General features: G+C 48.1%; 20 protein-coding genes. 3 read left to right on the top strand and 17 right to left on the bottom strand.

The window, feature by feature from the left end; genetic code table 11:
- Positions 1-61: 61 nt before the first annotated feature.
- From ACJJI4_RS03415 to ACJJI4_RS03395, 5 genes are all read right to left on the bottom strand, one after another.
- On the bottom strand, positions 62-1,285 hold the full coding sequence (locus ACJJI4_RS03415; RefSeq protein WP_444927054.1) for a VWA domain-containing protein: 1,224 nt from the start codon (positions 1,283-1,285) through the stop codon (positions 62-64).
- Positions 1,273-3,576 (bottom strand): DUF5682 family protein, encoded by a 2,304-nt coding sequence (locus ACJJI4_RS03410; RefSeq protein WP_444927053.1) that lies wholly within the window; start codon positions 3,574-3,576, stop codon positions 1,273-1,275. Before ACJJI4_RS03410 ends, ACJJI4_RS03415 begins: the two co-directional genes overlap by 13 nt.
- Before the next feature lie 10 nt (positions 3,577-3,586).
- Positions 3,587-4,666: an ATP-binding protein gene (locus tag ACJJI4_RS03405; protein WP_444927052.1), complete on the bottom strand. Its 1,080-nt coding sequence runs from the start codon at positions 4,664-4,666 to the stop codon at positions 3,587-3,589.
- Positions 4,667-4,769: 103 nt separating this feature from the next.
- The gene (locus ACJJI4_RS03400; RefSeq protein ID WP_444927051.1) at positions 4,770-6,269 is read right to left on the bottom strand and encodes a DUF5691 domain-containing protein; all 1,500 of its coding nucleotides are present in this window, start codon (positions 6,267-6,269) and stop codon (positions 4,770-4,772) included.
- Positions 6,263-7,651: an SWIM zinc finger family protein gene (locus ACJJI4_RS03395; RefSeq protein ID WP_444927050.1), complete on the bottom strand. Its 1,389-nt coding sequence runs from the start codon at positions 7,649-7,651 to the stop codon at positions 6,263-6,265. Before ACJJI4_RS03395 ends, ACJJI4_RS03400 begins: the two co-directional genes overlap by 7 nt.
- A gap of 365 nt (positions 7,652-8,016) precedes the next feature.
- On the opposite strand from ACJJI4_RS03395, the gene ACJJI4_RS03390 reads away from it, so the two are divergent.
- A complete protein-coding gene (locus ACJJI4_RS03390; RefSeq protein WP_413664826.1) occupies positions 8,017-8,997 on the top strand; it encodes an alpha/beta hydrolase family protein in 981 nt (326 codons plus the stop codon).
- Positions 8,998-9,080: 83 nt separating this feature from the next.
- On the opposite strand, the gene ACJJI4_RS03385 is transcribed toward ACJJI4_RS03390, so the two are convergent.
- The 8 genes from ACJJI4_RS03385 to ACJJI4_RS03350 all read right to left on the bottom strand — a co-directional run bounded on the left by ACJJI4_RS03385 (position 9,081) and on the right by ACJJI4_RS03350 (position 17,498).
- A complete protein-coding gene (locus ACJJI4_RS03385) occupies positions 9,081-9,419 on the bottom strand; it encodes a YnfA family protein (protein WP_444919275.1) in 339 nt (112 codons plus the stop codon).
- 20 nt (positions 9,420-9,439) lie between these two features.
- Entirely contained in the window at positions 9,440-9,994 is a 555-nt protein-coding gene (locus ACJJI4_RS03380; RefSeq protein ID WP_444916413.1) for a hypothetical protein, read from the bottom strand.
- 265 nt (positions 9,995-10,259) lie between these two features.
- The gene (locus ACJJI4_RS03375; RefSeq protein WP_413664823.1) at positions 10,260-10,916 is read right to left on the bottom strand and encodes a glutathione S-transferase family protein; all 657 of its coding nucleotides are present in this window, start codon (positions 10,914-10,916) and stop codon (positions 10,260-10,262) included.
- A gap of 407 nt (positions 10,917-11,323) precedes the next feature.
- Complete coding sequence (locus tag ACJJI4_RS03370) at positions 11,324-12,148, bottom strand: right-handed parallel beta-helix repeat-containing protein (protein ID WP_282931727.1); 825 nt, start codon at positions 12,146-12,148, stop codon at positions 11,324-11,326.
- Positions 12,149-12,367: 219 nt separating this feature from the next.
- A complete protein-coding gene (locus ACJJI4_RS03365) occupies positions 12,368-14,089 on the bottom strand; it encodes a DUF8614 domain-containing protein (RefSeq protein WP_444927049.1) in 1,722 nt (573 codons plus the stop codon).
- Positions 14,090-14,155: 66 nt separating this feature from the next.
- Positions 14,156-15,973: an ABCB family ABC transporter ATP-binding protein/permease gene (locus tag ACJJI4_RS03360; RefSeq protein ID WP_444927048.1), complete on the bottom strand. Its 1,818-nt coding sequence runs from the start codon at positions 15,971-15,973 to the stop codon at positions 14,156-14,158.
- A 224-nt stretch (positions 15,974-16,197) separates the two neighbouring features.
- Positions 16,198-17,109: an alpha/beta hydrolase gene (locus ACJJI4_RS03355; protein ID WP_444927047.1), complete on the bottom strand. Its 912-nt coding sequence runs from the start codon at positions 17,107-17,109 to the stop codon at positions 16,198-16,200.
- A gap of 11 nt (positions 17,110-17,120) precedes the next feature.
- Entirely contained in the window at positions 17,121-17,498 is a 378-nt protein-coding gene (locus tag ACJJI4_RS03350) for a Cif family virulence factor (RefSeq protein ID WP_444927046.1), read from the bottom strand.
- A 111-nt stretch (positions 17,499-17,609) separates the two neighbouring features.
- Here ACJJI4_RS03350 and ACJJI4_RS03345 point away from each other — a divergent pair, with 111 nt between their 5' ends.
- Positions 17,610-18,488, top strand: coding sequence for a LysR family transcriptional regulator (locus ACJJI4_RS03345; RefSeq protein ID WP_444927045.1), 879 nt, complete (start codon positions 17,610-17,612; stop codon positions 18,486-18,488).
- Between the two features lie 48 nt (positions 18,489-18,536).
- Here ACJJI4_RS03345 and ACJJI4_RS03340 read toward each other — a convergent pair whose 3' ends face one another.
- Together ACJJI4_RS03340 and ACJJI4_RS03335 are read right to left on the bottom strand one after the other, a co-directional pair.
- Positions 18,537-19,304, bottom strand: coding sequence for an SGNH/GDSL hydrolase family protein (locus ACJJI4_RS03340; RefSeq protein WP_444927044.1), 768 nt, complete (start codon positions 19,302-19,304; stop codon positions 18,537-18,539).
- Between the two features lie 381 nt (positions 19,305-19,685).
- Positions 19,686-19,979 (bottom strand): hypothetical protein, encoded by a 294-nt coding sequence (locus tag ACJJI4_RS03335; protein ID WP_444927043.1) that lies wholly within the window; start codon positions 19,977-19,979, stop codon positions 19,686-19,688.
- Between the two features lie 383 nt (positions 19,980-20,362).
- On the opposite strand from ACJJI4_RS03335, the gene ACJJI4_RS03330 reads away from it, so the two are divergent.
- Entirely contained in the window at positions 20,363-20,878 is a 516-nt protein-coding gene (locus tag ACJJI4_RS03330) for a nuclear transport factor 2 family protein (protein ID WP_444916403.1), read from the top strand.
- A 26-nt stretch (positions 20,879-20,904) separates the two neighbouring features.
- Here the strand turns inward: ACJJI4_RS03330 and ACJJI4_RS03325 are convergent, their stop codons facing one another.
- Positions 20,905-21,516, bottom strand: a complete 612-nt coding sequence (locus ACJJI4_RS03325; protein ID WP_444906063.1) for a CoA pyrophosphatase — start codon at positions 21,514-21,516, stop codon at positions 20,905-20,907.
- Positions 21,517-21,650: 134 nt separating this feature from the next.
- Positions 21,651-24,824: an efflux RND transporter permease subunit gene (locus ACJJI4_RS03320; RefSeq protein WP_444927042.1), complete on the bottom strand. Its 3,174-nt coding sequence runs from the start codon at positions 24,822-24,824 to the stop codon at positions 21,651-21,653.
- Positions 24,825-24,830 lie beyond the last annotated feature (6 nt).

Here is a 24,830-nt window from a genome sequence, read left to right as displayed (position 1 = left end):
GGGAGATGACCAAATGATGGAGTAGGCGTCGCCCCTGCTCCATCATTTAGTGGATAAGAATTTAGGCTTTTGGCCGAACGGCTTTGATATCCTGATCTGCAGCCCAGTTAAGAACGTCTTCCCGACGCAGCGCCGTTGCCATCAGGTCCGGGAATTGATCCGGTGTACAGGCAAAAACCGGAGAGCCTATCGCAGCAAAATCTTCCGCCAGCGACTGGTCATAAGATGGACGCCCATCATCACTGAGTGCCAGTAAGGTAATCACATTTACATCCTGGCGAACAAGGTTAGCAACCCGTGCTTTTAACTCCTCTTCATTCCCCCCTTCATACAGGTCGGTAATCAGGATTAAATGCGTCTTGCCAGGCCGCTCAATTTTATCCTCACAATAAGCCACCGCCTGGTTAATGTCTGTGCCACCACCCAGTTGCACGCCAAACAAAACGCTGACTGGGTCTTCCAGGTCCTCAGTAAGATCTACTATTGCGGTATCAAAGCAGACCAATTTGGTTTTCACTGCCGGTATTGAAGCCATTACCGCTGCAAAGATTGAGCTGTACACCACCGATGTCGCCATGGAGCCGGACTGGTCAACACATAGAATGACTTCATCCAGGTCCGCAAGCCGGCGACTTTGCCGCATAAAACCAATCAACTTCTCAGGCACCACTGTGTGGTAGTCATGTTGGTAGTGCCTGAGATTTTGCTGAATAGTTCTATGCCAGTCGATATCGGCAAAACGCGGCCTGAAACTGCGTTTTGATTTATTGACAGCTCCCCTAACCGCTTCTGTGGTCTTTCGCTCCAAACGCTCCATCAGCTCATCGACCACTTTCTTGATGACCTGGCGAGCAGTCTCAATAGTCTTCTCGGGCATCACTGAACGCAGGCTTACCAAGTCCGCGACCAGGTGAACATCCGCTTCAATCGCTGACAAAAACTCGGGCTCCATGAGCATCTGCTTGAGGCCAAGTCGCTCAAACGCATCACGCTGGACAACTTGTACTACCGAAGTCGGAAAGAACTCGCGGATATCACCCAGCCAACGGGAAACTTGTGGCGACGAGCGGGACAAACCACCTCGACCTTTTTTACCAGACTCCGAGTCTCCGCTGCCATAAAGCGCACTTAACGCTTGGGACAAACGCATATCCCGCTCAGAAAGCCCGGATTCACCTTCATCAGCCCCCAATACCAGGCGCCAACGGCGTTCCTTTTGCTGGTCTTTATCGACCGTTATCTCACCGGTTTGTTGCTCTTCAGACACTTCGTTTACTGCGCCCATGTCTTGTCCTTCTGGATTAATTTGCCGATACGCAATAGATGCTCTGACCACAACGGCAAAACTTCGGGATTAATGTCTTTGGATACCGAGTGGTTAGATCGGGCACCGAGTACCAGCTCCATCATGCGCCGACGCTCCATCGCATCGAGACTGGAAAATACGCGTCGGAACAAGGGCAGATACTCGATAAATACGTCTTCGTCCAGATGCAACAACCAGCGCTGTACCGCTCCCATCAGTACCGGGTCGTACAGCAGGCGCTCAACCGCTTCGGCAAAAAAGCCCTCGAAAAATCGTGCTGCATCGGCGGCAGCTACCGCTGGAGACAGGGATTTTTCCAGCAATTGCTGCAAGCGATGTCCATCAAATCTTTCAGCCTGATACAAAAGACGCGCACAAAGGCCGCTGACCTGTAAACTGGAAAGAGAGCTGTCTACCAGTTGCTCGAAGGCTTGCCACCAGTCCTCCATAATTTCATCACCCAACTCTGCCAATTGCAGTGCCTGGTGAGCGCTGTGAATACTGTTTCGCAGCCGTAGGGACTCTTCATCGTTAAGATTGCGACAGGCGTACGGCAGGGCAAGGGCAGATTGCATGGCTAAGCGTTCTACCAGGCCGGCAACTTGCTCCAACGCTAATTCTCGCGCGGTACCATAGCGCTGTACCTGAATTAACGCCGGCAGGCTGTCGAGAAGCTCGATACCGTCACTGGCCAGAGCCGCTCTCTCGGCCAATCGTTTCAGGCCCGCTTCAGAAGCCCGGTGCAACTGAGATTCGAGGGACAGCAAAACCACTTCTGCTAACTTGCCCAAATGACTCTCAACCGAGATCGCCTCGATAAGTTTATTGTTAGCCGCTTGCTCAATGGTGGAACCGTAAACTAAGTTTTCCACCAACTTAACCCCATACTCCGGCTGCCAGCTGAGCACCCAGTTTTCCCGGAAAGTACCTCGACTTTTTCCGGTATGGGAGGGTTTACCCCAAGGCACTTCCAGCACAGCAAGACGGTGCAGTAACGTAGATTTATTCAGGCCGATATCACTGCGTAAATCCAGGGAAACTTCTTTATCCAGAGCGGTGGGCTTTAGCTTGGCCTTTTTCTGCCAGCGCTGTAGATCCTCCAGCAGGGGCACCAGTGGGGCATCCTCGGGGATGGAGCCAACTTGCTCACCCAGAAGCAACTCTCTTTCTACCTGTTGCCAAATAAGGCGCTCGCCAAAACAGAGGCAGGCCACAGCGGCTTCAATAATTTCTTCAAACCCCGGAGCTGGACGATTTCTAACGGCTGCCAGACTGCGGCTCAGGCGCACGGCTTCAATAACCGAGGCTGTAGAGACCACTTGCCCACTTTCGCGCAATGCGCGCACCAGCCGCCCAAACCAAAGCTCCAGCCACTGCTCGCCGGTGCCCTCGCGCCAAATATGCTGGTACCACATAGGTGCAGCAACCCCGGCCCCGTAACCGGAAGCCATCGCCAATCGCGGTGATGTCCAGGGTATCCAGGTGGTTTTCACTTTGCTCTTGGGCAATTTCGCCGGCAGCTGTTTAATCAGTGCGCGATCATCTTTTGCTGTATGCTTTTCACGAAATGCCGGTAAGTGCCAGGCCCCGCAGACTACAGCAACCTCACCTTCCACCCCTTTCTTTTCTTTGGCAATTTCCAGGCGCATATAGGCTTCGCGCAGTAAATCCCTTTGCGATAACGGCGCGGTTTCAGTTATTTCTCCGCGCAGCACGGTCATCGCCGACTCTACCCGGGCAAATATCTCCGCACTGTCATCGTTATTCTGCTCGATCAGGTCATTCCACCAGGCCTCACCATCCTCATAGCCCGCCAGCTTCGCCAAAAGGCCGATAGGATCAGAGGTATCAGATGGTGGCTCTGGCTCGCCTGCCACCGCAGGGGAATCAGACTCTCCGCCGTCTTGCTCCGCTTCAAGGTCCTGGACTTCAGATTGGAGCAGCTGCGCCAACTGAATATTAATGGGCAGATCAATGAATTTTACTTCTACTCCCTGCTGTACAGCCCATAGGCAGGCCTGGTACTCAGGGGAATATTCCACAAACGGGTAGTAAAGGCTGGAGCCGGGCGACTCTGTGGCATAGCCGAGTAGCGCTACCGGTGGCTGCATCTGTGCGCTAGCCAGCAGAGGCAATAATTCACTGCAATCAGCGGGGCCCTCTATCAATACTTTTTTTGGTTTCAGCTGATCCAACGCGGCGACAAGTCGCCGCGCAGAACCGGGCCCGTGGTGCCGAATACCAAAATAATGACAATCCACCTTGGACACGGGATATCCCTTACAGTACTTCGTTCATGGTGTGGTAATAACCGGCAAAGTCACGGCGCTTTTTCAGGACCGTTTCCAAATACTCTTCCAATACAGCTTTATCCTGCACTGGATCTTTGACAATGGCGCCGACCAAATTACTGGAAAGCTCTTCTGCACTGAATTTACCATCGCCAAACCAGTTCGCCTGGCTCAATCCACCCACCATTACCGCAATTGCCTCAGCCGTAGACAAGTTACCGGACGGTGTTTTCAAGGTTATTTTTCCATCCAGTGTTTCACCACCGCGCAGCTCGCGGAAAATGGTCACTATTTTCTCGATCTCTTCGCCGGCGTTTGCCGGTACTGGCAACTCCAGGCTCTCACCCATTTCTGCCACGCGGCGAGAAATAATACTGACCTCTTCATTCATATCATCGGGCAGCGGCAACACCACCACATTAAAACGACGTTTTAATGCGGAGGACAATTCATTAACGCCCTTATCGCGGTTATTGGCTGTTGCAATTACATTAAAACCGCGCTGCGCATAAACCACATCATTCAACTCGGGGATCGGCAGCATTTTCTCTGACAGCACGGTAATCAATGTATCCTGAACGTCAGAACCCATACGAGTCAGCTCTTCCAAGCGACACAAGGTACCCTGTTCCATAGCGCGATATAAAGGCGTTGGCACCAGGGCTTCTTTGCTGGGGCCCTTTGCCAGTAGCTGAGCGTAGTTCCAGCCATAGCGAATCTGGTTTTCGTCAGTGCCCGCCGTACACTGGATCACACGGGTACTGTTGCCACAGATCGCCGCAGACAGGTGTTCAGACACCCAGGACTTTGCCGTACCCGGCACACCGAGTAACAGCAGTGCACGATCGGTGGCGAGGGTGGCAACGGCAGTTTCAATCAAGCGCCGATTGCCGATATATTTTGCACTGATCTCAGCACCTTCAGCCGTTGTGCCGCCCATCAAGTATTTCACGACTGCCTGCGGAGACAGACTCCAATTCTCTGGTTTTTTGCCGGTGTCTTCTGCTTTTAAGGCATCCAGTTCTGATTGGTAGGTAATTTCAGCGGGTTGACGAAGTACGTCACTCATGGGGAATCCTTTTATTTTACCTGCCCGGAAATTCACTGCTTATTTTATGAATTTTGCCGGGCAACGATTGGTCTTAAAATTAAATCTGTGTTGGGTGTATGGACTAAAGCCCACCCACGCCGGCAAGCTCGCTATTAAAGCGAAGACAGTCAGTTGCGGGGTCTGCCCGTAGCACACCCTGCTCAAAAAGCGCTTCCAGTAACTGCCGAGCGGTCTCTCTGGGTAACATCAAGCCCAGTGCAGTCAACTCCCGTTGGAGATAAATAGACTGCAAATAACCACTCTCACTTAACTCCTCGACAACGAGTTTTAACAGCGCCTTCCAAGGCGACGTTTTTTTCAAATCATCCCAGGAAAGCTCCGTTAACGGTTCGGGCAAAAACTTGAGTAAATCCTGAAAATCCACTTTGGCCTTTTTATTGCGCAAAAGTCCAAACATCAATTCGGCACGGCGGGACTGTTCCAGGCGTGGCAATAAACTGTGCAGGAGAGACATACCGGCCTCACCGGTATCCAGGTAGCTCTCAATATTGGTAACCAGCAGGGCAATAGCCTTATCTGGCAAAGTATTTACCGCATTGGTAACAAAACTGTGGTTGTCATAATCGCGATTTTTATCGAGCTGCCAAGCCCCAGCTAAGTCAGTCACGCTGATATCCAGTGCTTCCGCAAGGCTTTGCAGAGATACCTTCTGCAAAAATTCCGAGCGAATGGCTTGCTGTTTTTTGCTCTTGAGCTTACGGGGCAATAGTTGCAACTGCTTCTTTACCAAGCCCACTTTTTTTAACTCGTAAAACTCAGCCAATTCCTGCGCAGAAGACTCTTCCTGAGTATTAGATTCAAGTTCCGATGACAATCCCAATCGGGATAAAAATTGGCTGGCAAGACGCGCCACCTTTTGTGAACGATCTTTAAGCAGGGACTGTAAATATTCCCCATCGGACTCACTCAGCCGGATAGCAAGAACTCGTACGATCCTTAAACGCTTATCAGCGGATTCGCGCCCGGCGCAGGTCTGGATCAAATTTAAAGCGGCGGCGGGGTTACTGAAGCGCAACTCCCTGAGCTTTGCCAGGCGACTGGCGGGATACCAATCATCCCAGTTTTCCTCAGTTAACGCTTCAGTATTATCAATACTACCCCGCTCATTCGCGGCCCATTGTGACCAGGGTAAATAGACTTCCGGCAAGCCTTCATCATTACTTGAGGGAAGCCAGTCCGCAGGATGGGCAATAAATCCCCGCTGTAACAGCAACTTCAGGAGCAATCCGGTTTGCTCCATAGAGCGGGACTGAACACTTTCAGTCACCCGTCGAAAATGGGCCCGCATTGGGTAGGGGAGCACGGGCTTATTCAACTCGGGCAACAAGGGAAATTCGCGTAACTCCCCCGGAGCCTGGGGCTGATAGAGTGCGCTTTGATGCTGGCTGAGAAGCGCTACCGCCGCTGATGCCAAGCGCTCCTCTTCCAGGCCTTCAAACAATGGACGCCAGGACTCAGGTAGGGCGTCGAGCTCTAAGGGCAAATCACTACCCACCATCCAACGCTGTTGTAGGCGCTCTACCAACAACTGCTCTTCCTGGATTTTCTCAGGCGTTAGCATGCGATTGTCCCCCACTCATCTGTCCGCGCGCTGTGCAGTTCAGCACTGCTTCCATCCCACAAAATAAACGCCGCCTGTAATTTTGAACCCAGTAATAGAGAGGGAATCTGTTCATTGTTGAGCGGTAGCGTTTGCTGCCCAGTCGAGCAGCGCCACCAGTAATTGCCGTTGGCACAGCGCAGTAGACGCCCCCCTTCAAGAAGGTGCGGTACCTGCTCTATCCAGGGTTGCTGAGACAACTGCTTTTGGTAGTGGGAGAACACACTCTCTTGCTGGGTTGGCCACCTCTGATTCACACCATCCTGCACCACTTTAAACTCCACAGGGAAAGCTCTCAGTGGCATGCGACCGGGATAAAAAACCAACTCCCCTTCTACACTGGCGCCGATACCAATGCCCACCTCCCGGCGCCCCGCAGAAGCCGGATAGTGATCCAACAGCAGGGCAAATACTGGGGTATTACTATCAAGCTTGAGCAACCAGGAAGCGTGGCTCACCAAACCATCGCGGCGGGTGCTCACTTTTTCTCCTACATTCTGCCAAATACCCCTTTGTCGGGGGCTGGCTGGGTTTTCCAAGACCTGGTCACGGTTCTCGGCAACGGCAATAGCTCTGCGAGCATCCACATCTTCCTCATCGGTGAGCCAAGCACTGCTGAGTAACATTAATTGCCCCAGCTCCTTGAATACCACTTCCGCCTGTTTCTGTGGTGCAAGCCCCAGAGCCTTGGCTGGAAGCTCATCAACCCTGGATGCCAGGCCGGCAGCTTTGGCGTCTACCAAGCGCGCAGAGATATAGCGGCAGCGCTGGCGAAGTTCCTTGAGAAATCCCACCATGCCAGTACGCAATTGATCCTCAACCCACTGCTGGAATTCACCTAGCCCGGTGGCGATACTCTTGTTGGTTTTAGCGCGTGTCTGCGCTGCCCGCTTAGCCCTGGCCGCTTCCTTTTTTTCTTGCGCCTCTTTACTTTCCGAGGTTTCCTCAGAAATACCGTGAATGTTTTTATTGGTAGAAGCTTGTGTCTCAGCTTGGGCTTCAGGCTTACTCTTACGCCGCCGCCCCAACCACTCTACTACCCACTCCGGTGTTTCAGCCTCAATAAAGTCATCCGGCCCATCGGCGAATTGCCACAAAAGGGCTAGAACATGCTTGCAGGGAAACTTACGTGAGGGGCAGGTACACTTGTAACCGTGATCTACTGTATCTGCCATGGTGTAATAGGGATTGGCCCCCGACCCTTGGCATTGCCCCCATATACAATTTACAGAAGCCGCTTTACCGCGCAAAGGCCATTTAGCCGGCTTCAACAGTTTTTTGGCTGCGTTTAAAGAAGCCTGGTCTGGGGCCAGTTCTTGCACAACCTCTAGGGAAATATTCATCTCTTGCCTTATACAGCTCAATACTGTACATAAATACAGCAATCGTATCTATGTAGCTATAGTGGCGCATAAAGTATCACGCAGCCCACAGAGATTAAAATCTAATTTCTCAAATTTTGATTTTGCCGTCACTCTTGTTGATTTAAGACAAAAAGTACACTCGGCGAGCATTTATTTGGCACGATCGAACAAGCTCTAAAGAAACAAGGTGTTCTCTCCTGCCAGCATTAGAGGGATTTCGCCTAGCCTCTCTAAATAAGTTACCATTTTCAGGAACTGGCTATATTGGCACCAATTCCAGCCAAACCTAATCGCAACAAGATATCCTTCTCTATACGATTAGGTCCATTGGATATCAACGGCCAGTGAAAAATGCAATTAAACTAAATACGATATTTGCTGTCATTAGCACATGCTTTAGCGTATCCAGCTTCTCTCAGAGAATTGCCAAACTTATTGAAAAATCTGAAAGCTTTCCTTTCAATGAGACAATAACCCAAGAACAAATTAAAGACTTAGGGTTTAAAAAAGGCAGCTATGATATAGAAAAAAGCAAAGAATACATCAGGTATTATCACGCTCCTGCTTCATCTAAAGACGGCATTCATTACTCAGTCAAATATGACACCGACGGCAAAGAAAGCACCGTTAAACTTGATTTACCAAAAGATGCACTGAAAGAAAAATATTCTGGAACAGTGATTTTATTACATGGGTTCCGATCATCAAAAGAGTTCATGTTATTTTCTGCTCAATACTTTCGCTTTCTTGGATTTCAAGTTGTAGCTCCGGACCTCCTTGGTCACGGGGAATCGAATAGCACCAAAAAATATGGTGTAGGAGATAGTGAAATCATCAATAAACTTATTGATGCACTAATCAGTAAAGGGGACATCAAGGACAAGCCCTTATATATCGTAGGAAACTCTATGGGAGCCTTAACGGCTCTCTATATCTCAGCCATGAGATCTGACTTAAATGGAATTATTTTACTTGCCCCAATGGTCCCTTTTGATCAAGCCGTGTATAACTACGGTAGGCTCAATCATCCCATACTTAGCCGGGTTATACCCGAAAATAAAATTCGAAAAGGAGCAAATCTGGCTCTGGAGCAGTCTGGTATTGAACCGAGTGATACCAATATACTTCCCCTTCTCTATTCCTCCAAGCTCCCCATACTGCTAATATCCTCCCCCTCGGATCTAATTGCACCCTATGGTAATTATATAGCTTTAGATCAATCAAATATTAATTTGGTGAAAATTCCCAATAGAAGCCACCCAAGCATATCGACCATTGGAAATATTGAACACGAAGCAATTATCAGCTGGCTTAATAAACTGTAAGATATTTACGCGATCCAAGAATTTATTAGCCTTAAGGATTAATCACAAAGTCACCCTTAAATAAGGGCGTAGATTTATCAAATCTAATTGATCATCTGCCTCGGTGAAAACATAATAATAGCCATACCCAGCATTGCTACAGCGGCACCGCTCACATCCCAAATGGTGGGCTTAACGCCATTAACCAGCCACAACCACATTATTGAAGTAAAAATATAAATTCCCCCATACGCCGCATACACCCGACCCGCAGGGGCCGGATGTAATGTCAAAAGCCAAGCAAATATTGCCAAACTAATACCACCTGGCACTAGCAACCAAATACTTTCACCCTGCTTTAACCACAAGTAAGCCGTGTAGCAGCCTATTATCTCTGCAAGCGCCGTAGCCAGGAACAAAGCTATAGTTTTTATTTCAAACAGCAGCATGAACGTCTAAATATTTAGCTATTTACCGGACAAACATTTTCAAGACGCATTGTGAAGGCTCTTTTCATATATGAAAATTGTTCGATGGTCTCCATATGCTTACTCAGGGAGTTTCTTGCACGTGTGAATTTTCTCTTTTCCGCCGCATTCATTCCCTCGTTAAACATATATAAACTTTGCAGTGGCGCCATGGCAGTTTTCTCTGTGCGATAAAAAACATCATCAGACATCGCCAAATCAACCTTATCCCGTATGGAGCCATCCGGCATAATTTGCACCGATACGCTGGGAACGTAATTCGCAATAGGGCCTTCAAAGTTAAGAACGGTGGATTCCTTCTCACTCAATTTCTTCGCCACATAAACCTTAAGCTTGTTATTGCGCACTTCCAATTTTACAAATGGTTTAATTATTTTAAACTTCTCCTTATCCTCCTCAAATAGTTTCACGGATGCTTCAAGCATTACCAAGCTTTGAGTATTGATAAAGCGTTCATATTCTTCTAAGTGGCACGATGCCTGTACCCCACTACTCAACAAGAAACATAGACTAAAGGCTAATCTTTTCATTGATCTAAATATTATCCTTAATATTTGATAAATTGATCGCCTCAAACATCAACTGGCGCACTGGTTAACCCAGCACAGTTTAGACCTCATTGGCATCACTATTAGCCAGTGATTGCGCTTGAAACTTTCTCACGATAAAAAATACGTACCCTGCTTCTTTTTCCGATTAATTTACGCCACTAATAGTAAAAAAGGTGAAGCTGGTACAGCTTCACCTAACGGGTTTAGTCACTAAAAAAATCCTGATCTCTGCGGAAGTTAGTCCCTACCGATAATCCGACAGTACTACCGGCGGCAGTTCAGTGGCCTCTGACATCCACTCTTTTACGCTGTCACGCCCCAGCAACCGGTCTATCCACTGTTTAGTAAGCGGCCAGGGCTGCAAATTTGGGGCGTGGGAGAAAATTCTTATCACTGTTGGCACAAAGGCTAAATCTGCCAGGGACAAAGCACCCATCAAGTAAGGGCCACCATTTTGCTCAAGCTCTCCTTCCCAAGCGGCAAATAAGCGCTCCGCATCCATCTCTTCTTCAGGGGTCATTAGACGTTTGTCGGGATAAAATGCACTTTCAAAGGAAAGACGTGGACACAACCCGGACAACCCAGAATGTTGCCAGCTAAGCATGGCCCGGGCTCGGGCCCGCATCAATGGATCTTGAGGTAACAGTTCACCAGAACCAATATCATTGGCATATTCCATAATGGCCAAGGAATCAAAAATAATCATCTCCCCCTCTTCCAGTACGGGTACTGATCTCGCAGGGGATAGCTCTCCTATACGCTGTAAATTCTGGAATCGCTGTGGCCGGCGAATATCTACAACCACTTCCTCAAATTGAACTTCCTGTTCACGCAATGCCAACCAAGCCCTAAAGGCCCAAGTGGATGCATTTTTAGTACCCGAGTACAGAACACGAGACATAATTAATCCATTGTTATAGTTGAATTATATTGATCAATTGGGAGCTTCAATTATACCGCTTAACCGCCAAACAATTAGAATATAGCATCAAATTTATTGTGCATTAACAACACTACGGTTCATAGCCATCAATGCCTCATCACAAACAGCTATTTTTTTTGAATCGCCTCACAAACTTAAAGAAACCAAAAGGCGGCTCAAGTTTAGGTTAGCTCTCACTATTCAATTGAATCGCCTAAGAGACACAACTTACTACTGGGGTGGAAGGAAAGACTACACCGCACTCGAGACACGCAGTGAATACATCCCTGTAAGCTCCTAATCGGCATCCATGCCTCATAGGGTCCCGAGCGCAGTGTATTCTTTCCTTCTCCCTTTTTAGTAAGTTTCGAAAATCGCCAAAAAATTCAATCCAGGCAGCTTGGACTTTTAGTAATGGCAACATTAGCGTACCAAGTGTTGGTGCCACTACAATCGGGGTCAACCGTATCATATAAATCAAAGGAAAGATTAAGTTCAGAGAAATTTCCAGTTATGACATTATTAGTCGAACTCGTGAATTCCAAAACGATACCTCCACCATCATTACTTGCTATTAAATTTTGGGAGATTATATTACTGGATGAGCCTTCGATTAGAATTCCTGCTCCACCATTGGATGTAGATATATTATTGAACACATTTGAAAAGCTATCATCTACCTGAATTCCATCAGAGACACTGAGCGATACAACACAAGAAGAGAGAGTATTAAAATCATCATCCATATCAACACCTACTCGACCACTATCAGTGATTATGCATCCACTAATATTGTTAAAGATACTGTCAATATCAATACCATCGTCAACACTACCAACTAGCTCAGTTCCGACCACCGTGTGATAACCCACACCGCCTATAAAAATATTGTCAAAACATTCATTAATGGTGCCGCCAGTCAACACCGCACCTTGACCCAGGATACGTATTCCAGCACCGCCAAATCCCGCACCTGTATCACAGGTCACAGAAAAATCTCCCATACTCAAACTACCTTCAGGACCAACTATCGTAAGGGCATCTGGCTCAGCAGCAGTAAGGTCACAGGATAAATCCTGTGTAAGCACTTCGGCGGTTGTAATAACATCACCACAGGATACCTGAGCTGAAGCTACAAAAGAGTATGACGCTGTAAATAGCCCCATTACGCCTAATATTAATGACTTAATAACTGACTGTTTAATATCCATGTAAAACCTCTATCAATTGTGTATAAGAGTTGGATTTCCTTGCCCGGGATACAGACCGCCTCCTTAGTTTGGACGTGACTATTAATTCCGCCATAAGAAAAAGTACTTAAAGTACTAAGCTGCAATCAGCGGGGAAAATTACAAATCGTGCGGGGATAAAGTTTAGGGGCACAAAAAAACCCGGCGGGTGCCGGGTTTTTTAAACAAAAGGTAAGAAAATTACTTCAAACCGAGTACTTCTTTACCCTGAATAAAGGTAACGTCAACCGGAATATTGGCCTCGGCCAGGCGATCCAAATCAGCCTGCAGTTCAGGGCCAATTACGCCTTTGGTCTCCAGCAATGATTTGGCTTTCTCGTAATCGCCATCACCCTGAATAGTAATGATTAAACGAGACAAGTTGGTCATCGCCTGTTGCATCTTTTCAAAATCAACACTGTATTGACCAGTCTTGGGATCGCGAGTGAAGGCACCCTGCTCCTTAAAGTAGTTAAAGCGCATCATGTTGGCTTTACCGTGGGCACTGGCCGCACCAAAACGTACGCTGCGGAAGATACCCGCCAAGAAGGTGACATAGTTATCCATCAACTGGCCCTCTTCCAACTCACCTTTTTCATGCAAGCGGGTAACCATGTACAGACCGAGGATATCAGCCTTACCTTCTTCCAGGGCGGAGGAGGTTTCCTTCAAAGCCTGGCGAACATTATTGCCGCCTTCTACGGTCTTTTTAATTCCCAAACCGTGGGCCACTTCGTGGAACATGGTGTTGGCAAAGAAAGCCGGGAAGGTAATATTCTTGCGCTGATCTTCTGCGATCAATACATCGCTGATCGGCACCAGGATCTTGTCAAACTTGGCCTGCATTGCATTCTTCAGCTGCAAACGTCGAGTGCCTTTGGCCAGCTGTACTTCCTCATCATTGGGAAGGTTAATGGCAATAGTCTTGGAGCCCGCGTTACTGTGGCCAGCGTAGAAGAGTACATCGTAGGCATTCAAGTCTGAATCAGTACCGGGCTCTTCAGATTTGTATTTTTCCTCAACCGGCAAACCCTTCTGCAGCTCGGGCAGCAGAGCGGCAAACTTGGCCAGTTTTTTACTCCACTCTTTGTCTTTCAGCAGGACGTAGGACTCATAAGCGGTACGATAGGCAAACAACTGGTCTTCATAGTTTTCAATAGGACCAATAACCACATCGATATCATTCTCCTTCATATCCATCCAGGCCATATCACTGGGTCGGAAATTATCGGAGAGAAGTGCGTCGGCACGCATGGTGAGGTAGTTAGCAAATTCCTTGCTCTCAGCCAGTTCAGCTGCCTGGCGCAGAATGCTGGCTGCCTTATTCAGGTCCGCATTGTAGGCTTCGTTGTAAGGCACCAGTTCGAGACTGCCAGACTCATTGCGGCGTACCAGGGAGTACAAGCCGTCTTTTCCTGCCTGGTCCCATTTCTCGAACTCTTCGCGGGTCATATCCGCTGGGTAGAAGTTAGCACCCAGGGACTTATCTCCATAACCAACAATAAACGGCTTATTGTCGTTAAGGCGGTCCCAGGGGCCATAGTTGATATCGGCAAACTTACGAGCGCGGTTGTCTTCAATATCCGGCAGCAATTCCTCCGCCGGGCCGTAGGATTGCAACCAGAACAGGCGATCCATAATCTGGCTGGCATCAATCAGCAGGCCAATCATTTTGCGCTGGTTGTCGGAGAGACCGCTTAGATTTGCAGTGAGCTCAACCGGTACATAGATATCAAAACGCTTATCCGCATCTTCTACCTTTTGGCCTGAGGGCACAGGTACAGTCTTGGACTCTACAATCTGAGCCTCAGCTTCCGCTTTGGCAACTTCTTCGGGCTGCTGCTCTTTTTTGGAACAAGCGCCAACAAGGGCCAGTGCCAACACTGCTGCCGCTATCTTGGTAGCCTGAAAAGGAATGGTCATATCGCTCTGCCTATCATTTTTTTGTATCGGCGCCACATTAGTCTGGCTGTAGGGATTTATCAACCGTCATGGCGTAGGCACCTCGGCCGCCTGGGTCTCAGTTCCACGCTCCTGTTGCTGCATACGCCAGAGGGCCGCGTAGTGTCCGTCAGCCTGCATCAATTCCCGGTGGGCTCCCTGCTCGACTATTCCGCCCTGATCCATTACCAGAATGCAGTCTGCATCCACAATTGTGGAGAGGCGGTGAGCGATCACTAACGATGTCTGCTCGCGGGCAATATCCTGCAGGGATGCCACTATGCCCTGCTCAGAGTGGCTGTCGAGAGATGAGGTCGCTTCGTCAAAGATCATAATCGGAGGCTTTTTCAACAGGGCCCGAGCGATAGCAACCCGCTGCTTTTCCCCTCCGGACAATTTGAGCCCCCGCTCCCCCACCAGGGTATCGGCTCCCTCTGGCAGCTGCTGAACAAAGCCTTCCAGCTGAGCGTGACGGATCGCCTCATCCACCTCAGTATCTGAGGCATCTACACGTCCGTAACGCACGTTCTCCCGGATCGACTGGTTGAACAACACTGCATCCTGAGGCACAACACCAATAGCCCTGCGCAGCGACTCCTGGGAAACACTGCGAATATCCTGGCCATCAATGGAGATTGAACCGCTGTTAGCGTCATAAAAACGAAACAGGAGCTTAAAGAGGGTGGACTTACCTGCACCGCTAGCGCCAACAATTGCCACTTTTTGCCGTGGTTCCACAGCAAAGCTGATACCTTTGAGGATCTGGCGATTATCTTTGTAGCCAAATTGGACGTTATCAAACTCAATTCGGCCCTTCATCACAGTGAGGGGAGCCGCCTGGGGAAGATCTTCCACAGCAGGTTTTACCGCCAGTAAAGAGAACATCTTCTCAATATTTGCCAGTGCCCCTTTCATCTCCCGGTACACAAAGCCGAGGAAATTTAGCGGTATAAAGATCTGCATCATAAAGGCATTCACCAATACGAAGTCACCGATGGTCATAGTGCCTTTGGTGACTCCTACCGCGGCAAGAACCATTGCTGCACACATTGCGCTGGCAATAATCAGCGCCTGGCCACTATTTAGGCCAAACAGGGATAGCCTGTTCTTACGCCGGGCCTTCTCCCAACTGGCCAGCTCCCGGTCATAGTGACCGGATTCATGTCGCTCATTGGCAAAGTACTTAACGGTCTCATAGTTGAGCAGACTATCAACTGCACGGCTGCTGGCCTGTGACTCCGCCTCATTCAACTCCCTGACAAAGCGCGTACGCCATTCAGTGGCTACCACAGAAAAGCCGATATAAATAATCACTGCCGCCAGCACTAATAGCGCAAATAATCCGCTGTAATTCCACCAGAGCAATCCCGCCACCATAGCTATCTCTACCAGCGTGGGTACGATATTGAAGACCATAAACCGCATCAGGAACCCGATGCCGCTATTGCCCCGCTCAATATCCCGAGAGAGCCCACCGGTACGGCGGTTCAGGTGAAAATCCAGGTCCAGCTTGTGCAAATGCTGGAACACTTCAAGCCCGATCCGCCGCTGGGCCCGCTCAGTGACACGGCCAAAAATCGTGTCTCGCAGTTCGCCAAACAGAGTGCTGGAAAGACGCACAGCCCCATAGGCCAACAGCAGCCCCAAAGGTAATGCCACTGCCTGGGCCATGCCCCCAGCACTATCCAGGTCATCGACAATATGTTTGAGCAAAAATGGCAGGGTAACACCCGCAACCTTGGCGCCAATCAGGCAGAGGATCGCCAAGACTACGGCGCGGCGAAACTCCAATAAGTAGGGGAAGAGGGTTTTGAGTGCACCCCAGTGCACCTCATCCAAAGAGACAGTGGATTTGGGTCTCGGCATAATCTATCCAGGAGGAGGAAACAAGCGCCCATTATAATTCGTCAATAGAACTTATATAGACCTTGTCTCTAAAGCGCCGCCCCAAAGTAATACCTTGAAGCACCTATCCTCACACCCCTCTGGCAGGCCGTGACACTGATGATTTCGTCAAGGCTACAGCTTAAGCCACCAAATCACAAAACATCATTGCAGACCTGCCTAAGACACAAAGCAAGAAATCGTTGTTAGTCTTTCATATGCTTCAGCACATAAGTTAAAACTTCGTCTTGGTCATCTACCAACTTTTCAATCAGGTCAAGATGATCCCGATTATTCGCTAACTTGAAATAACAGGGATTATCCATTTTTAGCATTTTCTCCTGATACTCTTTGGTCTGCCGAAAAAACTCTGGCGTATCAAATTCAGGCACAATTAAATGTAGCGGGCATTCGGTTGTGTCAATACCAGGCTCTAGCAGCTGGGGGCTTACCTTTTCGGCAGATTCCATCGACATATTAATGGCGTCATTGACAAAACTATTGACCAGTGGCCGAATGTCAAATAGTCCTGCCAGGGAAAATGCACCTTTAGACTTACTTTGAGCAGATGCCGGTACACCAAATTGACTCCAATCCGTTTGATGCAGCAGTGCTACCAGTTGGCCACCTGCCGAATGCCCCACAAGATACACAGATGGAGCCCCTCTTTCTTCAGCCTCTTTCAGTATGGTAGCCATTGCCCACTGCAACTGTAAGACAATAGACTCCATTGGAGTATCATTTTCCCAATCCGGGGCCATACGGTAACCCGGCATATAGACCGCAAATCCCTCTTTATTAAAAGGCTCGGCCAGAAAAGAAAACTGCTCTTTTGAAAACCACTGCCACCAGCCACCGTGAATATAAATTACGACCGGTGCATCCTCAGCAACTTCGTCTGACCTGAAAACATCCATCGAGCCAGCTAAATCACCTTCCCCAAAATTGACAGTTTGCAAACCGCTCTTAATCGCGTTGCGATATGCCGAGCTACGACTGCCAGTAAACTCTGCATGAGAAGGCAGCAGCAGATCGGTTGGAAGGCGGCGGGTCCACAACGTAGGGTTATATTGCTCGTCAGTTTTCTCACGGGTAAAGCTATTCCAAAATTCACTCACGGCTAGCACCCTTACTTTTCGCTAGGATTTATAGCTTCGAACTGGTCATCACGCAGTAGCATAGTACCGTCCTCCTGTAGGACCCAGAGCTCACGAGTGATGACACCTTCTGCGTTGTTCATTTTCCAATTACTTGAGAGTACGGTTGAGACTTCATCCACTACTTCAATTTTTGCGCCAATATAGGTCACATCTGCAAAACCTTGATCTACCAGATTTTGCCAGAAAGCTTGTATATTCTTTCGACCTTCGAACAGGCCAAAGGGTTTGGCAGTCATCTGAGCCAGCTCTTCATACATGGATGCACACCCAGCTGCATTGCCACTATTGAAGTAAGACTTCCACTGTTCACTGGCAGCTTTTGTTTTCTCAATCAGAATGTCGCTCATATCAAAATCCTCTTCTGTAATAGGTAACGACCTTGTGCCTATAGATTGCCCCATGGCCATGGTTGTGATAAACATCCATTAATTGATATTAGTGTTTAGGGAAATTAAACAATGAAGCCAAGCCTGGAGGATATGCAGGTATTCCTAGCCGTTGTAGAGGCGCGCAGCTTCACACTGGCAGCCGACCGCCTGGAGCGCACCAAATCGGCAGTAAGCCAAGCAGTTACCCGACTGGAGTCTGATATCGGCACCCGCTTGCTTTACCGCAGTACCCGCTCCCTATCTCTCACCGAGGCCGGCTCAGAGTTTTACGCCCATTGCCGGGAGATCAAAGATATTTATAACTCAGCAATAGCGGGTCTTAGGAATAGCGGTGACAAATTGGCGGGTTCCCTATCTGTAACAGCACCTCACGCACTGTGCGAACCAGTAATTATTCCTGCAATCATTAAGCTGGCCGAGCAGCACCCGCAACTGAGAATCAGGCTGTTAGCCAATGACTCCCCCATGGATTTGATTGAATCGCAGGTAGACCTGGCCATTCGCGTGGGCAGTCTTGCACTTCAATCGGCAAAAGTTTCAAAGTTGGGATTGTTAGGAGAAAGTCTCTACGCCAGCCCGCAGCTTATTGAAAAGCTATGTGGCATTCCCTCAGACCTTACTGAACTACAAAATTGGCCGCATATCGCTAATGATTGGCAGGGCATGCCATTAAAGTATGAATTGAAAAGTGGGATTCAGGTAAAAGCCACGCCTAAGATTCGCTGTAACTCCCTACACGATATAGTACAGTTAACCGAAGCCGGAATTGGGATTGCCAGGTTGCCCGATATTATCGCTCGAAAAAAAGTGGATACCGGCACACTTTGTCCAATAACATCTGTTGCCGCTGCGCCCATCCATTATATGCATCTATTTTCCAAAAGGCCGCCAACAAAAGTACAAACATTTGTCAAAGCCATTAAAGATCAACTGAAGCTCTTAGCTTAAAAGCGATTATAGAAGTCTATATTCTCTTATAGGACAAGGTTTTCCCTATTATCTTTGTTTAACACCCAGGTTTGTATTATTGACAATTTCAACAAACCTAGAAACCTCTTCTATAGAGAGGTTTTCAAAGTCACCCTCAACCTTCAGGGAATCTCCACTAAAATAACGAGTAAATAGAAGGGACGCTAGCAAAATTCCCGCAGTATTTGGATGGCTGCCATCACTTGCATACAAGTTAATAGCGCCCGTTGATGAGCTTATCTGCTCCCATATTGTGCCGACAGGCACTATTGTTGCTTCACAAATATCAGCCATCTCCTGATACCCCTCTATGAGGCGCTTCTGCATTTCACTTCTGGTATCATTTGGTAGGTTTCTAATATCACCTTTTTTCCGTCCCCAGGTTAGGTACAGAACTGGTTTGGCCCCTGCCTCATAAATTTCATCACATAGCTTTTCTACGTAGGGAACAATCTGCTTCTGGCGCTGCTGCACAGAAAAAGATGGAAGTTGACTCTGCTCCTGGAGCACAATGAAATCCCAATCTCTTTGACGTATAGCAGATAAGGTATTTTCTGAGCTGGCATGTTTTTGCAAAGTCCACCCACCAGGTGCTATAGCCTTAAAGTGGAAATCCACCCCATTCATTCTAGAAATTTCTTGAATATTTACAGGGAGGGGGACAGTATAACTATTACCAATAAAGAGAACTTTTACTTGCTTCTTATAATTACGTTCAGCTTGGCAAGCAGCCAGAGAAATTAGAGCTAAGGAAATAAAGAAAAATAATGGTTTTCCAAACTTCATTACATTCATATCTTTATATCCTTACAATTAAACATTTATATATGCAACATCAAACTACTATTGCAAACACGTTCAATTATAACACTATCTCCAAATAGAGATTCACCTATAGCCACAAAAGCAACAAGCACGTATAGGGAGCAATGCCGAACTTATAATAAACTCAATTACTACAGGAGCTAATAAGGAAAACAACTCAAGGCTTTATCCAACAATCTCACACCAAAGTGGCTAGAGCAGCAAAAGCCGGTAATTTTTAAGGCCTAATTTCTTGCCTCATCCCTAATACAGGATCAATCTCCACATCCTCAAGCACCCTCGTATCTTTTGGAGCTTGAATAGTGGAGATTTCTGTAATTTTTAATGATTTATCAGTGAATTCAACAGAAATCACTTACAGCGGAAATACTTAAACGTAGAATCCTGGGTATAACGCACCAGTACCTTTCCGCCGGATGTCAGAGAGTACACCTCCTCTGACTTCCAAGCTTCTCCTTCACCCTGCATATTGAAAACCAGATGAAGATTGCCATCACTCTGGCTAGCTGACATTAACTCGCCTGAAGACTCACTAAATTGAATGCCATTGTCCGCCAGAGTCATTGAGTCGACCGCTGAAGAAGTATTACAGGACTCCTCGGTTCCAGCCCATTGGCCCTGGTACTTAGGGGGTACAGTAGACATTGCACAAGCCTGGATTAATCCGATTCCCAGAAACACACAGAAAAAAGAAAGAGATCTCATTCAAGTAATCCAATAGCATTTATAATAAGAGGGATTAAGAATATAAGAACTCTAAACTATATCCAGTACTTCCGTCTAAAATAAGCCCTGTCATTGGCTAAAATCGTGAAGCAGTCATCAAACAACAAAGACTTAAGGCAAGCAACATTGCTCCGTTTTACACACAAACGCCTTCCCATTCCGAAAATTCTTTCTAACTTATTCATAGGATTTGGGGTTAGATAACAAGTTTTGATTAATACACCTTGGTGAATCCCCCCAAAAACCATCACTAGAAACTATCCTCTTCAATAGCTACTGGCGATAAAGGTCAAGGTGAAGAAATGGATGAGATTCAACAGCTAAAAGATCGACTAGCGATTAGTGATCTACTCGCCCGTTATACATTAACTATCGACAGTAATGATGCCCGAGGCTGGGCTTCATTATTTACACCCAATGGCCGATTTGAGCACGGCAATATTATGATTCGAGGAAGAGAAAAACTGGAGCGCTACGCAGCGGTTCACAGCAAGTTGGGAAGCCGGCATATTACAAGCTCCCCCCTACATTTTATTTCTGAAGATGGGCAATCCGCCTCAGGAAAAGCAACGACCGTAGAAATCATAGCAACACGATCCGGCTATCGCATTTCTGCTGTTGGAGAGTACCGGGACAAACTCGTTAAGGTCGATGACAACTGGTTAATCGAATGTCGACGAGGAGAAGAAGTTAAACTTCCTGAAGCCCCTGATTTCCCAATCCTCAGCGCCGATCCCGATGCCGGAAAAATAATGAAAATATTAATCGATGCTTGGGATGACTTAGGTGAGCCGATACCTGAGCCTCCCCAAAAATAAAAACAAATCCTATTTAGTAAGCCAAGCTAATTGAGTGCACGCAGCGGCACATCATCGCGGCGCCCTATTGATGCCCCTAATATTTTTACTAAAAATTCGGTTAGTACCCCTGCAGTAAAGCCCCAGATTTCATAGTTTTCATACATATACGCCGGAAGATATATTTCCTGGTTATCAATAATAATACGATCAGTGCGAATACGCGGGTCTGCAAGAAAGAAAGACAGGGGGACTCGAAATACCGCATCCAATTCTCCTGGGTTTGGGAATAATTGGATATCCGGTGAAATTATCCCAACCCAAGGGGTCACATGCACTTGCCAGCGAGTGGTCCGCGGCCAAAGGGGGCCGAGTACGCGCACGTCATCCATAGGTAAGCTGACTTCTTCTTCAGCTTCACGCAAGGCGGTAAATTGAAGCGATGGGTCTGTGGCATCCCAGCGCCCACCAGGGAGAGAAACTTCACCGGAATGTGTGGAGAGATTTGCAGAGCGCTTAGTTAGAATTACTTGAGGGTCCGGCTCTTCTGTCAGGGCAATCAGTACTGCGGCATGGCCTTGCAGGTCAGGTCCTGCCGGAACCCTTGCTTCCAAGTCCTCAATTTGCCCTACGATTTTCTGTTCAATAATCTCTAGCATAAATCTGTGCCCTGCCCCGATCGCTGCGGGGGCTCCATAACATTCATCATACCGTTTTTCAGCGGTAACACTGAGCGATATGCCACAATATCCATTTGTGACTTACCACCCTACCACACAATCAACAGCTTGGCTCAGGTGGATTCAGACCCACCATTCACGGTCTTATCCTCATCAATTTTGGGGGTATAGCCCCCTTTCAGCTTTTCCCGCACCGTTTGCACCAAGGCGTAATACACAGGCACTAGCAAAGTGGCGAAGAGACTCGCAGCCAACATACCGCCAAAGACCACCAGCCCCAGGGAAACCCGGCTCACTGCGCCAGCACCGGTGGCGACCAGTAGTGGAATTACCCCTAAAATAAAGGACATGGCCGTCATTAATACCGCGCGGAATCGCAGGCGCGTGGCCGAAAGAGCCGCATCCGCAATAGACCGCCCCTTATCGCGTTCCACGCAGGCAAACTCTACTATCAGAATCGCACTCTTTGCTGCCATCCCAATCAGTAATACCAAGCCGATCTGCGTATAGAGATTGTTGATGGACCCCGCGATAAATACCGTAAACATAGCGCCACCAATCGCAATGGGGACGCACAACATCACTGCAAAGGGGATAGTCCAGCTCTCATATTGGGCGACCAAAAACAAGTAGACAAATATAACGGCCAAAGAGAACAGGATTGGGGCCAGATTACCTGCGGTCACCTCCTGTAAGCTGATGCCCGTCCACTCGTATCCATAACCTTCTGGCAACTTTGATGCCAAGTCTTCCATAGCATCCATTGCCTGGCCACTGGAATACCCCGGTGCCGGTGATCCATTGATAGTGACGCTGTTATATAAGTTGTAACGGGTTATTGTTTGTGGCGCGACCACCGGGGTAATAGTTGAGATAGAAGTCAGCGGTACCAAACCGCCACTATTGGCACGAACATAAAAGCCAGCCAGATTTTCCTCTTTATCGCGAAATTGTGCATCGGCTTGAGCGATTACCCGAAAGACCTTTCCATATAGGTTAAAGTCATTGATGTAATAGCCCCCCAAAAAGGTTTGCAACGTTAAATACACATCCGGCAGGGGGACCCCAAGCACATGCGATTTTTCTTTATCTACTTTTAATTCAAGCTGCGGTGTAGCGGCCTGAAAACTGGTAAAGGCCTGAGAGATTTCACTGCGCTGATTGGCATTGCCCAGCAGGTCAAACAAGACCTGTGACAATTCAGTAATACTACGCCCCTGTAGATCTTCGAGTACAAATTCAAATCCACCAACAGTGCCAATACCCGGAAGTGGTGGAATGACAAACGGCAGCACTTGCGCATCGGGAATTGCAGATAGTTTTTTCTGTACCCGATCCATAATGGCAAACTGGCTATCTTCTCTATTCGTGCGGTCATCCCAGGGTTTTAACACAGCAAACATCATTGCCGTATTGGAAGAAACACTGCTGGTAAGCAGGTTGTAACCGGGCACTCCTACCACATGAGCCATACCTGGCTCTTCCATTAGAACATCGGTCACTTGATTGACAATGGGTCCGGTTCGCTCCAGGGAAGATCCATCTGGCAACTGCACGTGCAACATAAACGTGCCCTGATCTTCATCGGGAATAAAACCGGTGGGGATTCGGGTAAAGAGCAAATAACAGAATAATAAAATCAGAATAATTGAGGCGATACCGATAAGCGGTATTTTGATACAAGCCCTCACCATTCCCACATAAAAACCTGTAGAGATATGCAGAGCTTTATTAAAGAAACCAAAAATACCGGTCTCCTTAATGCCGGCTACTTCCCCGTCTTTACTCGGCTTTAACAAACTGGCACAAAGAGCCGGACTTAGTGTAAGTGCATTCAGGGAGGAAATGGCCACCGCCATTGAAATGGTGACTGCAAACTGCTGATACATTTTTCCCGTAATTCCCGGCATCAACATTACCGGGACAAAAACTGCAAACAAAACAAGGGTAGTAGCAATAACGGGGCCGGTAACTTCACGCATCGATTCCAGCGCAGCTTCCTTTGGCGGGAGGCCATCAGCCATTAACCGCTGGGTATTTTCCACCACGATAATCGCATCATCTACCACTATGCCTATCGCCAGGATTAAGGCAAACAATGTGATGGTGTTAATCGTCATCCCAAATGCCAGCATTAAGGCAAAGGTGCCTATCAGGGATACGGGAATGGCAATGGCTGGTACCAGCGTAGAGCGCCAATCCTGCAGAAACAAAAAAACCACCAGTATTACCAGTATCAACGCAATAATCAGGGTTTCCACGACTTCTTTAATTGAGGCCTCTACAAACAAGGTGGTGTCGTAGAGAATCTCCGCTTCCAGCCCATCGGGGAAGCGCTTCGACAACTCAGCAACCTTGGCCTTAATGCCATCGGCCACTTCGATCGCATTCGCCTCGGGCAGCTGGTACACCCCTATCACTGCTGAAGCCTGGTTATCCAATTGCCCATAGGAAGAGTAAGATTCACTTCCCAGCTCCACCCTCGCCACATCCTTGACTTTTACCATGGCGCCATCGGGCTTGGCGCGGATGGTTATGTCCTCAAATTCGCTGGGAGATACCAAGCGCCCTTGCACCAAAATATTGTATTGGAACTGCTGATCCTGGCGGATCGGTGGCGCCCCGATCTGACCGGCAGCTACCTCTACGTTCTGTGCCTGCACAGCAGAGATAACATCCTGGGCGGTGACATCTAACGAGGCCATTCGGTTGGGGTCGAGCCAAAGGCGCATGGCGTAATTGCGCGAGCCAAAAATAACAACACTGCTCACCCCCAGCACCCGCGCCAATTCATCTTTTAAATAAATCTCGGCGTAATTCGCCAGAAATAATTCATCAAACTTTTCATCTGGAGAAAACAAATTGACCACTAACAACAGCGTGGTGCTCTGCTTGGAAACTACCACCCCATCCCTTTTCACATCCTCAGGTAGCTGGGGAGTGGCCTGCTCCACCCGGTTCTGAACATTAACCTGGGCGATGTCATCGTCGTAGCCAGGCTTGAATGTCACTGTGAGACTGTAGGAGCCATCATTGCCACTAGTGGAAGACATATAATCCATGCCCTCCACACCATTAACTTGCGACTCAATCGGCACAGCCACACTATCGCGTACTACTTCGGCGCTGGCACCGGCAAACGTGGCGGCGACATTGATGGTCGGTGGCGTTATTTCAGGGAATTGCGACACTGGCAATTGTGGCAAGGAGAGTATCCCAGCGAGGGTGATCAGTATGGAAATAACAAAGGCGAATCGTGGCCGCCGGATACAAAAGGCGCTAATCATGGGCAG

It is taken from the genome of Microbulbifer maximicatervae (SeqCode), from assembly GCF_052467305.1.
Note: the sequence above shows the minus strand (reverse complement) of the source record. Positions and strands in the feature narration are given on the sequence as shown.

Coding starts and splice junctions, on each gene's coding strand:
- ACJJI4_RS03415 (WP_444927054.1), bottom strand. CDS start 1,285: ATGGGCGCAGTAAACGAAGTGTCTGAAGAGCAACAAACCGGTGAGATA.
- ACJJI4_RS03405 (WP_444927052.1), bottom strand. CDS start 4,666: ATGAGTGACGTACTTCGTCAACCCGCTGAAATTACCTACCAATCAGAA.
- ACJJI4_RS03400 (WP_444927051.1), bottom strand. CDS start 6,269: ATGCTAACGCCTGAGAAAATCCAGGAAGAGCAGTTGTTGGTAGAGCGC.
- ACJJI4_RS03395 (WP_444927050.1), bottom strand. CDS start 7,651: ATGAATATTTCCCTAGAGGTTGTGCAAGAACTGGCCCCAGACCAGGCT.
- ACJJI4_RS03380 (WP_444916413.1), bottom strand. CDS start 9,994: ATGAAAAGATTAGCCTTTAGTCTATGTTTCTTGTTGAGTAGTGGGGTA.
- ACJJI4_RS03375 (WP_413664823.1), bottom strand. CDS start 10,916: ATGTCTCGTGTTCTGTACTCGGGTACTAAAAATGCATCCACTTGGGCC.
- ACJJI4_RS03370 (WP_282931727.1), bottom strand. CDS start 12,148: ATGGATATTAAACAGTCAGTTATTAAGTCATTAATATTAGGCGTAATG.
- ACJJI4_RS03365 (WP_444927049.1), bottom strand. CDS start 14,089: ATGACCATTCCTTTTCAGGCTACCAAGATAGCGGCAGCAGTGTTGGCA.
- ACJJI4_RS03360 (WP_444927048.1), bottom strand. CDS start 15,973: ATGCCGAGACCCAAATCCACTGTCTCTTTGGATGAGGTGCACTGGGGT.
- ACJJI4_RS03350 (WP_444927046.1), bottom strand. CDS start 17,498: ATGAGCGACATTCTGATTGAGAAAACAAAAGCTGCCAGTGAACAGTGG.
- ACJJI4_RS03345 (WP_444927045.1), top strand. CDS start 17,610: ATGAAGCCAAGCCTGGAGGATATGCAGGTATTCCTAGCCGTTGTAGAG.
- ACJJI4_RS03340 (WP_444927044.1), bottom strand. CDS start 19,304: ATGAATGTAATGAAGTTTGGAAAACCATTATTTTTCTTTATTTCCTTA.
- ACJJI4_RS03335 (WP_444927043.1), bottom strand. CDS start 19,979: ATGTCTACTGTACCCCCTAAGTACCAGGGCCAATGGGCTGGAACCGAG.
- ACJJI4_RS03330 (WP_444916403.1), top strand. CDS start 20,363: ATGGATGAGATTCAACAGCTAAAAGATCGACTAGCGATTAGTGATCTA.
- ACJJI4_RS03325 (WP_444906063.1), bottom strand. CDS start 21,516: ATGCTAGAGATTATTGAACAGAAAATCGTAGGGCAAATTGAGGACTTG.
- ACJJI4_RS03320 (WP_444927042.1), bottom strand. CDS start 24,824: ATGATTAGCGCCTTTTGTATCCGGCGGCCACGATTCGCCTTTGTTATT.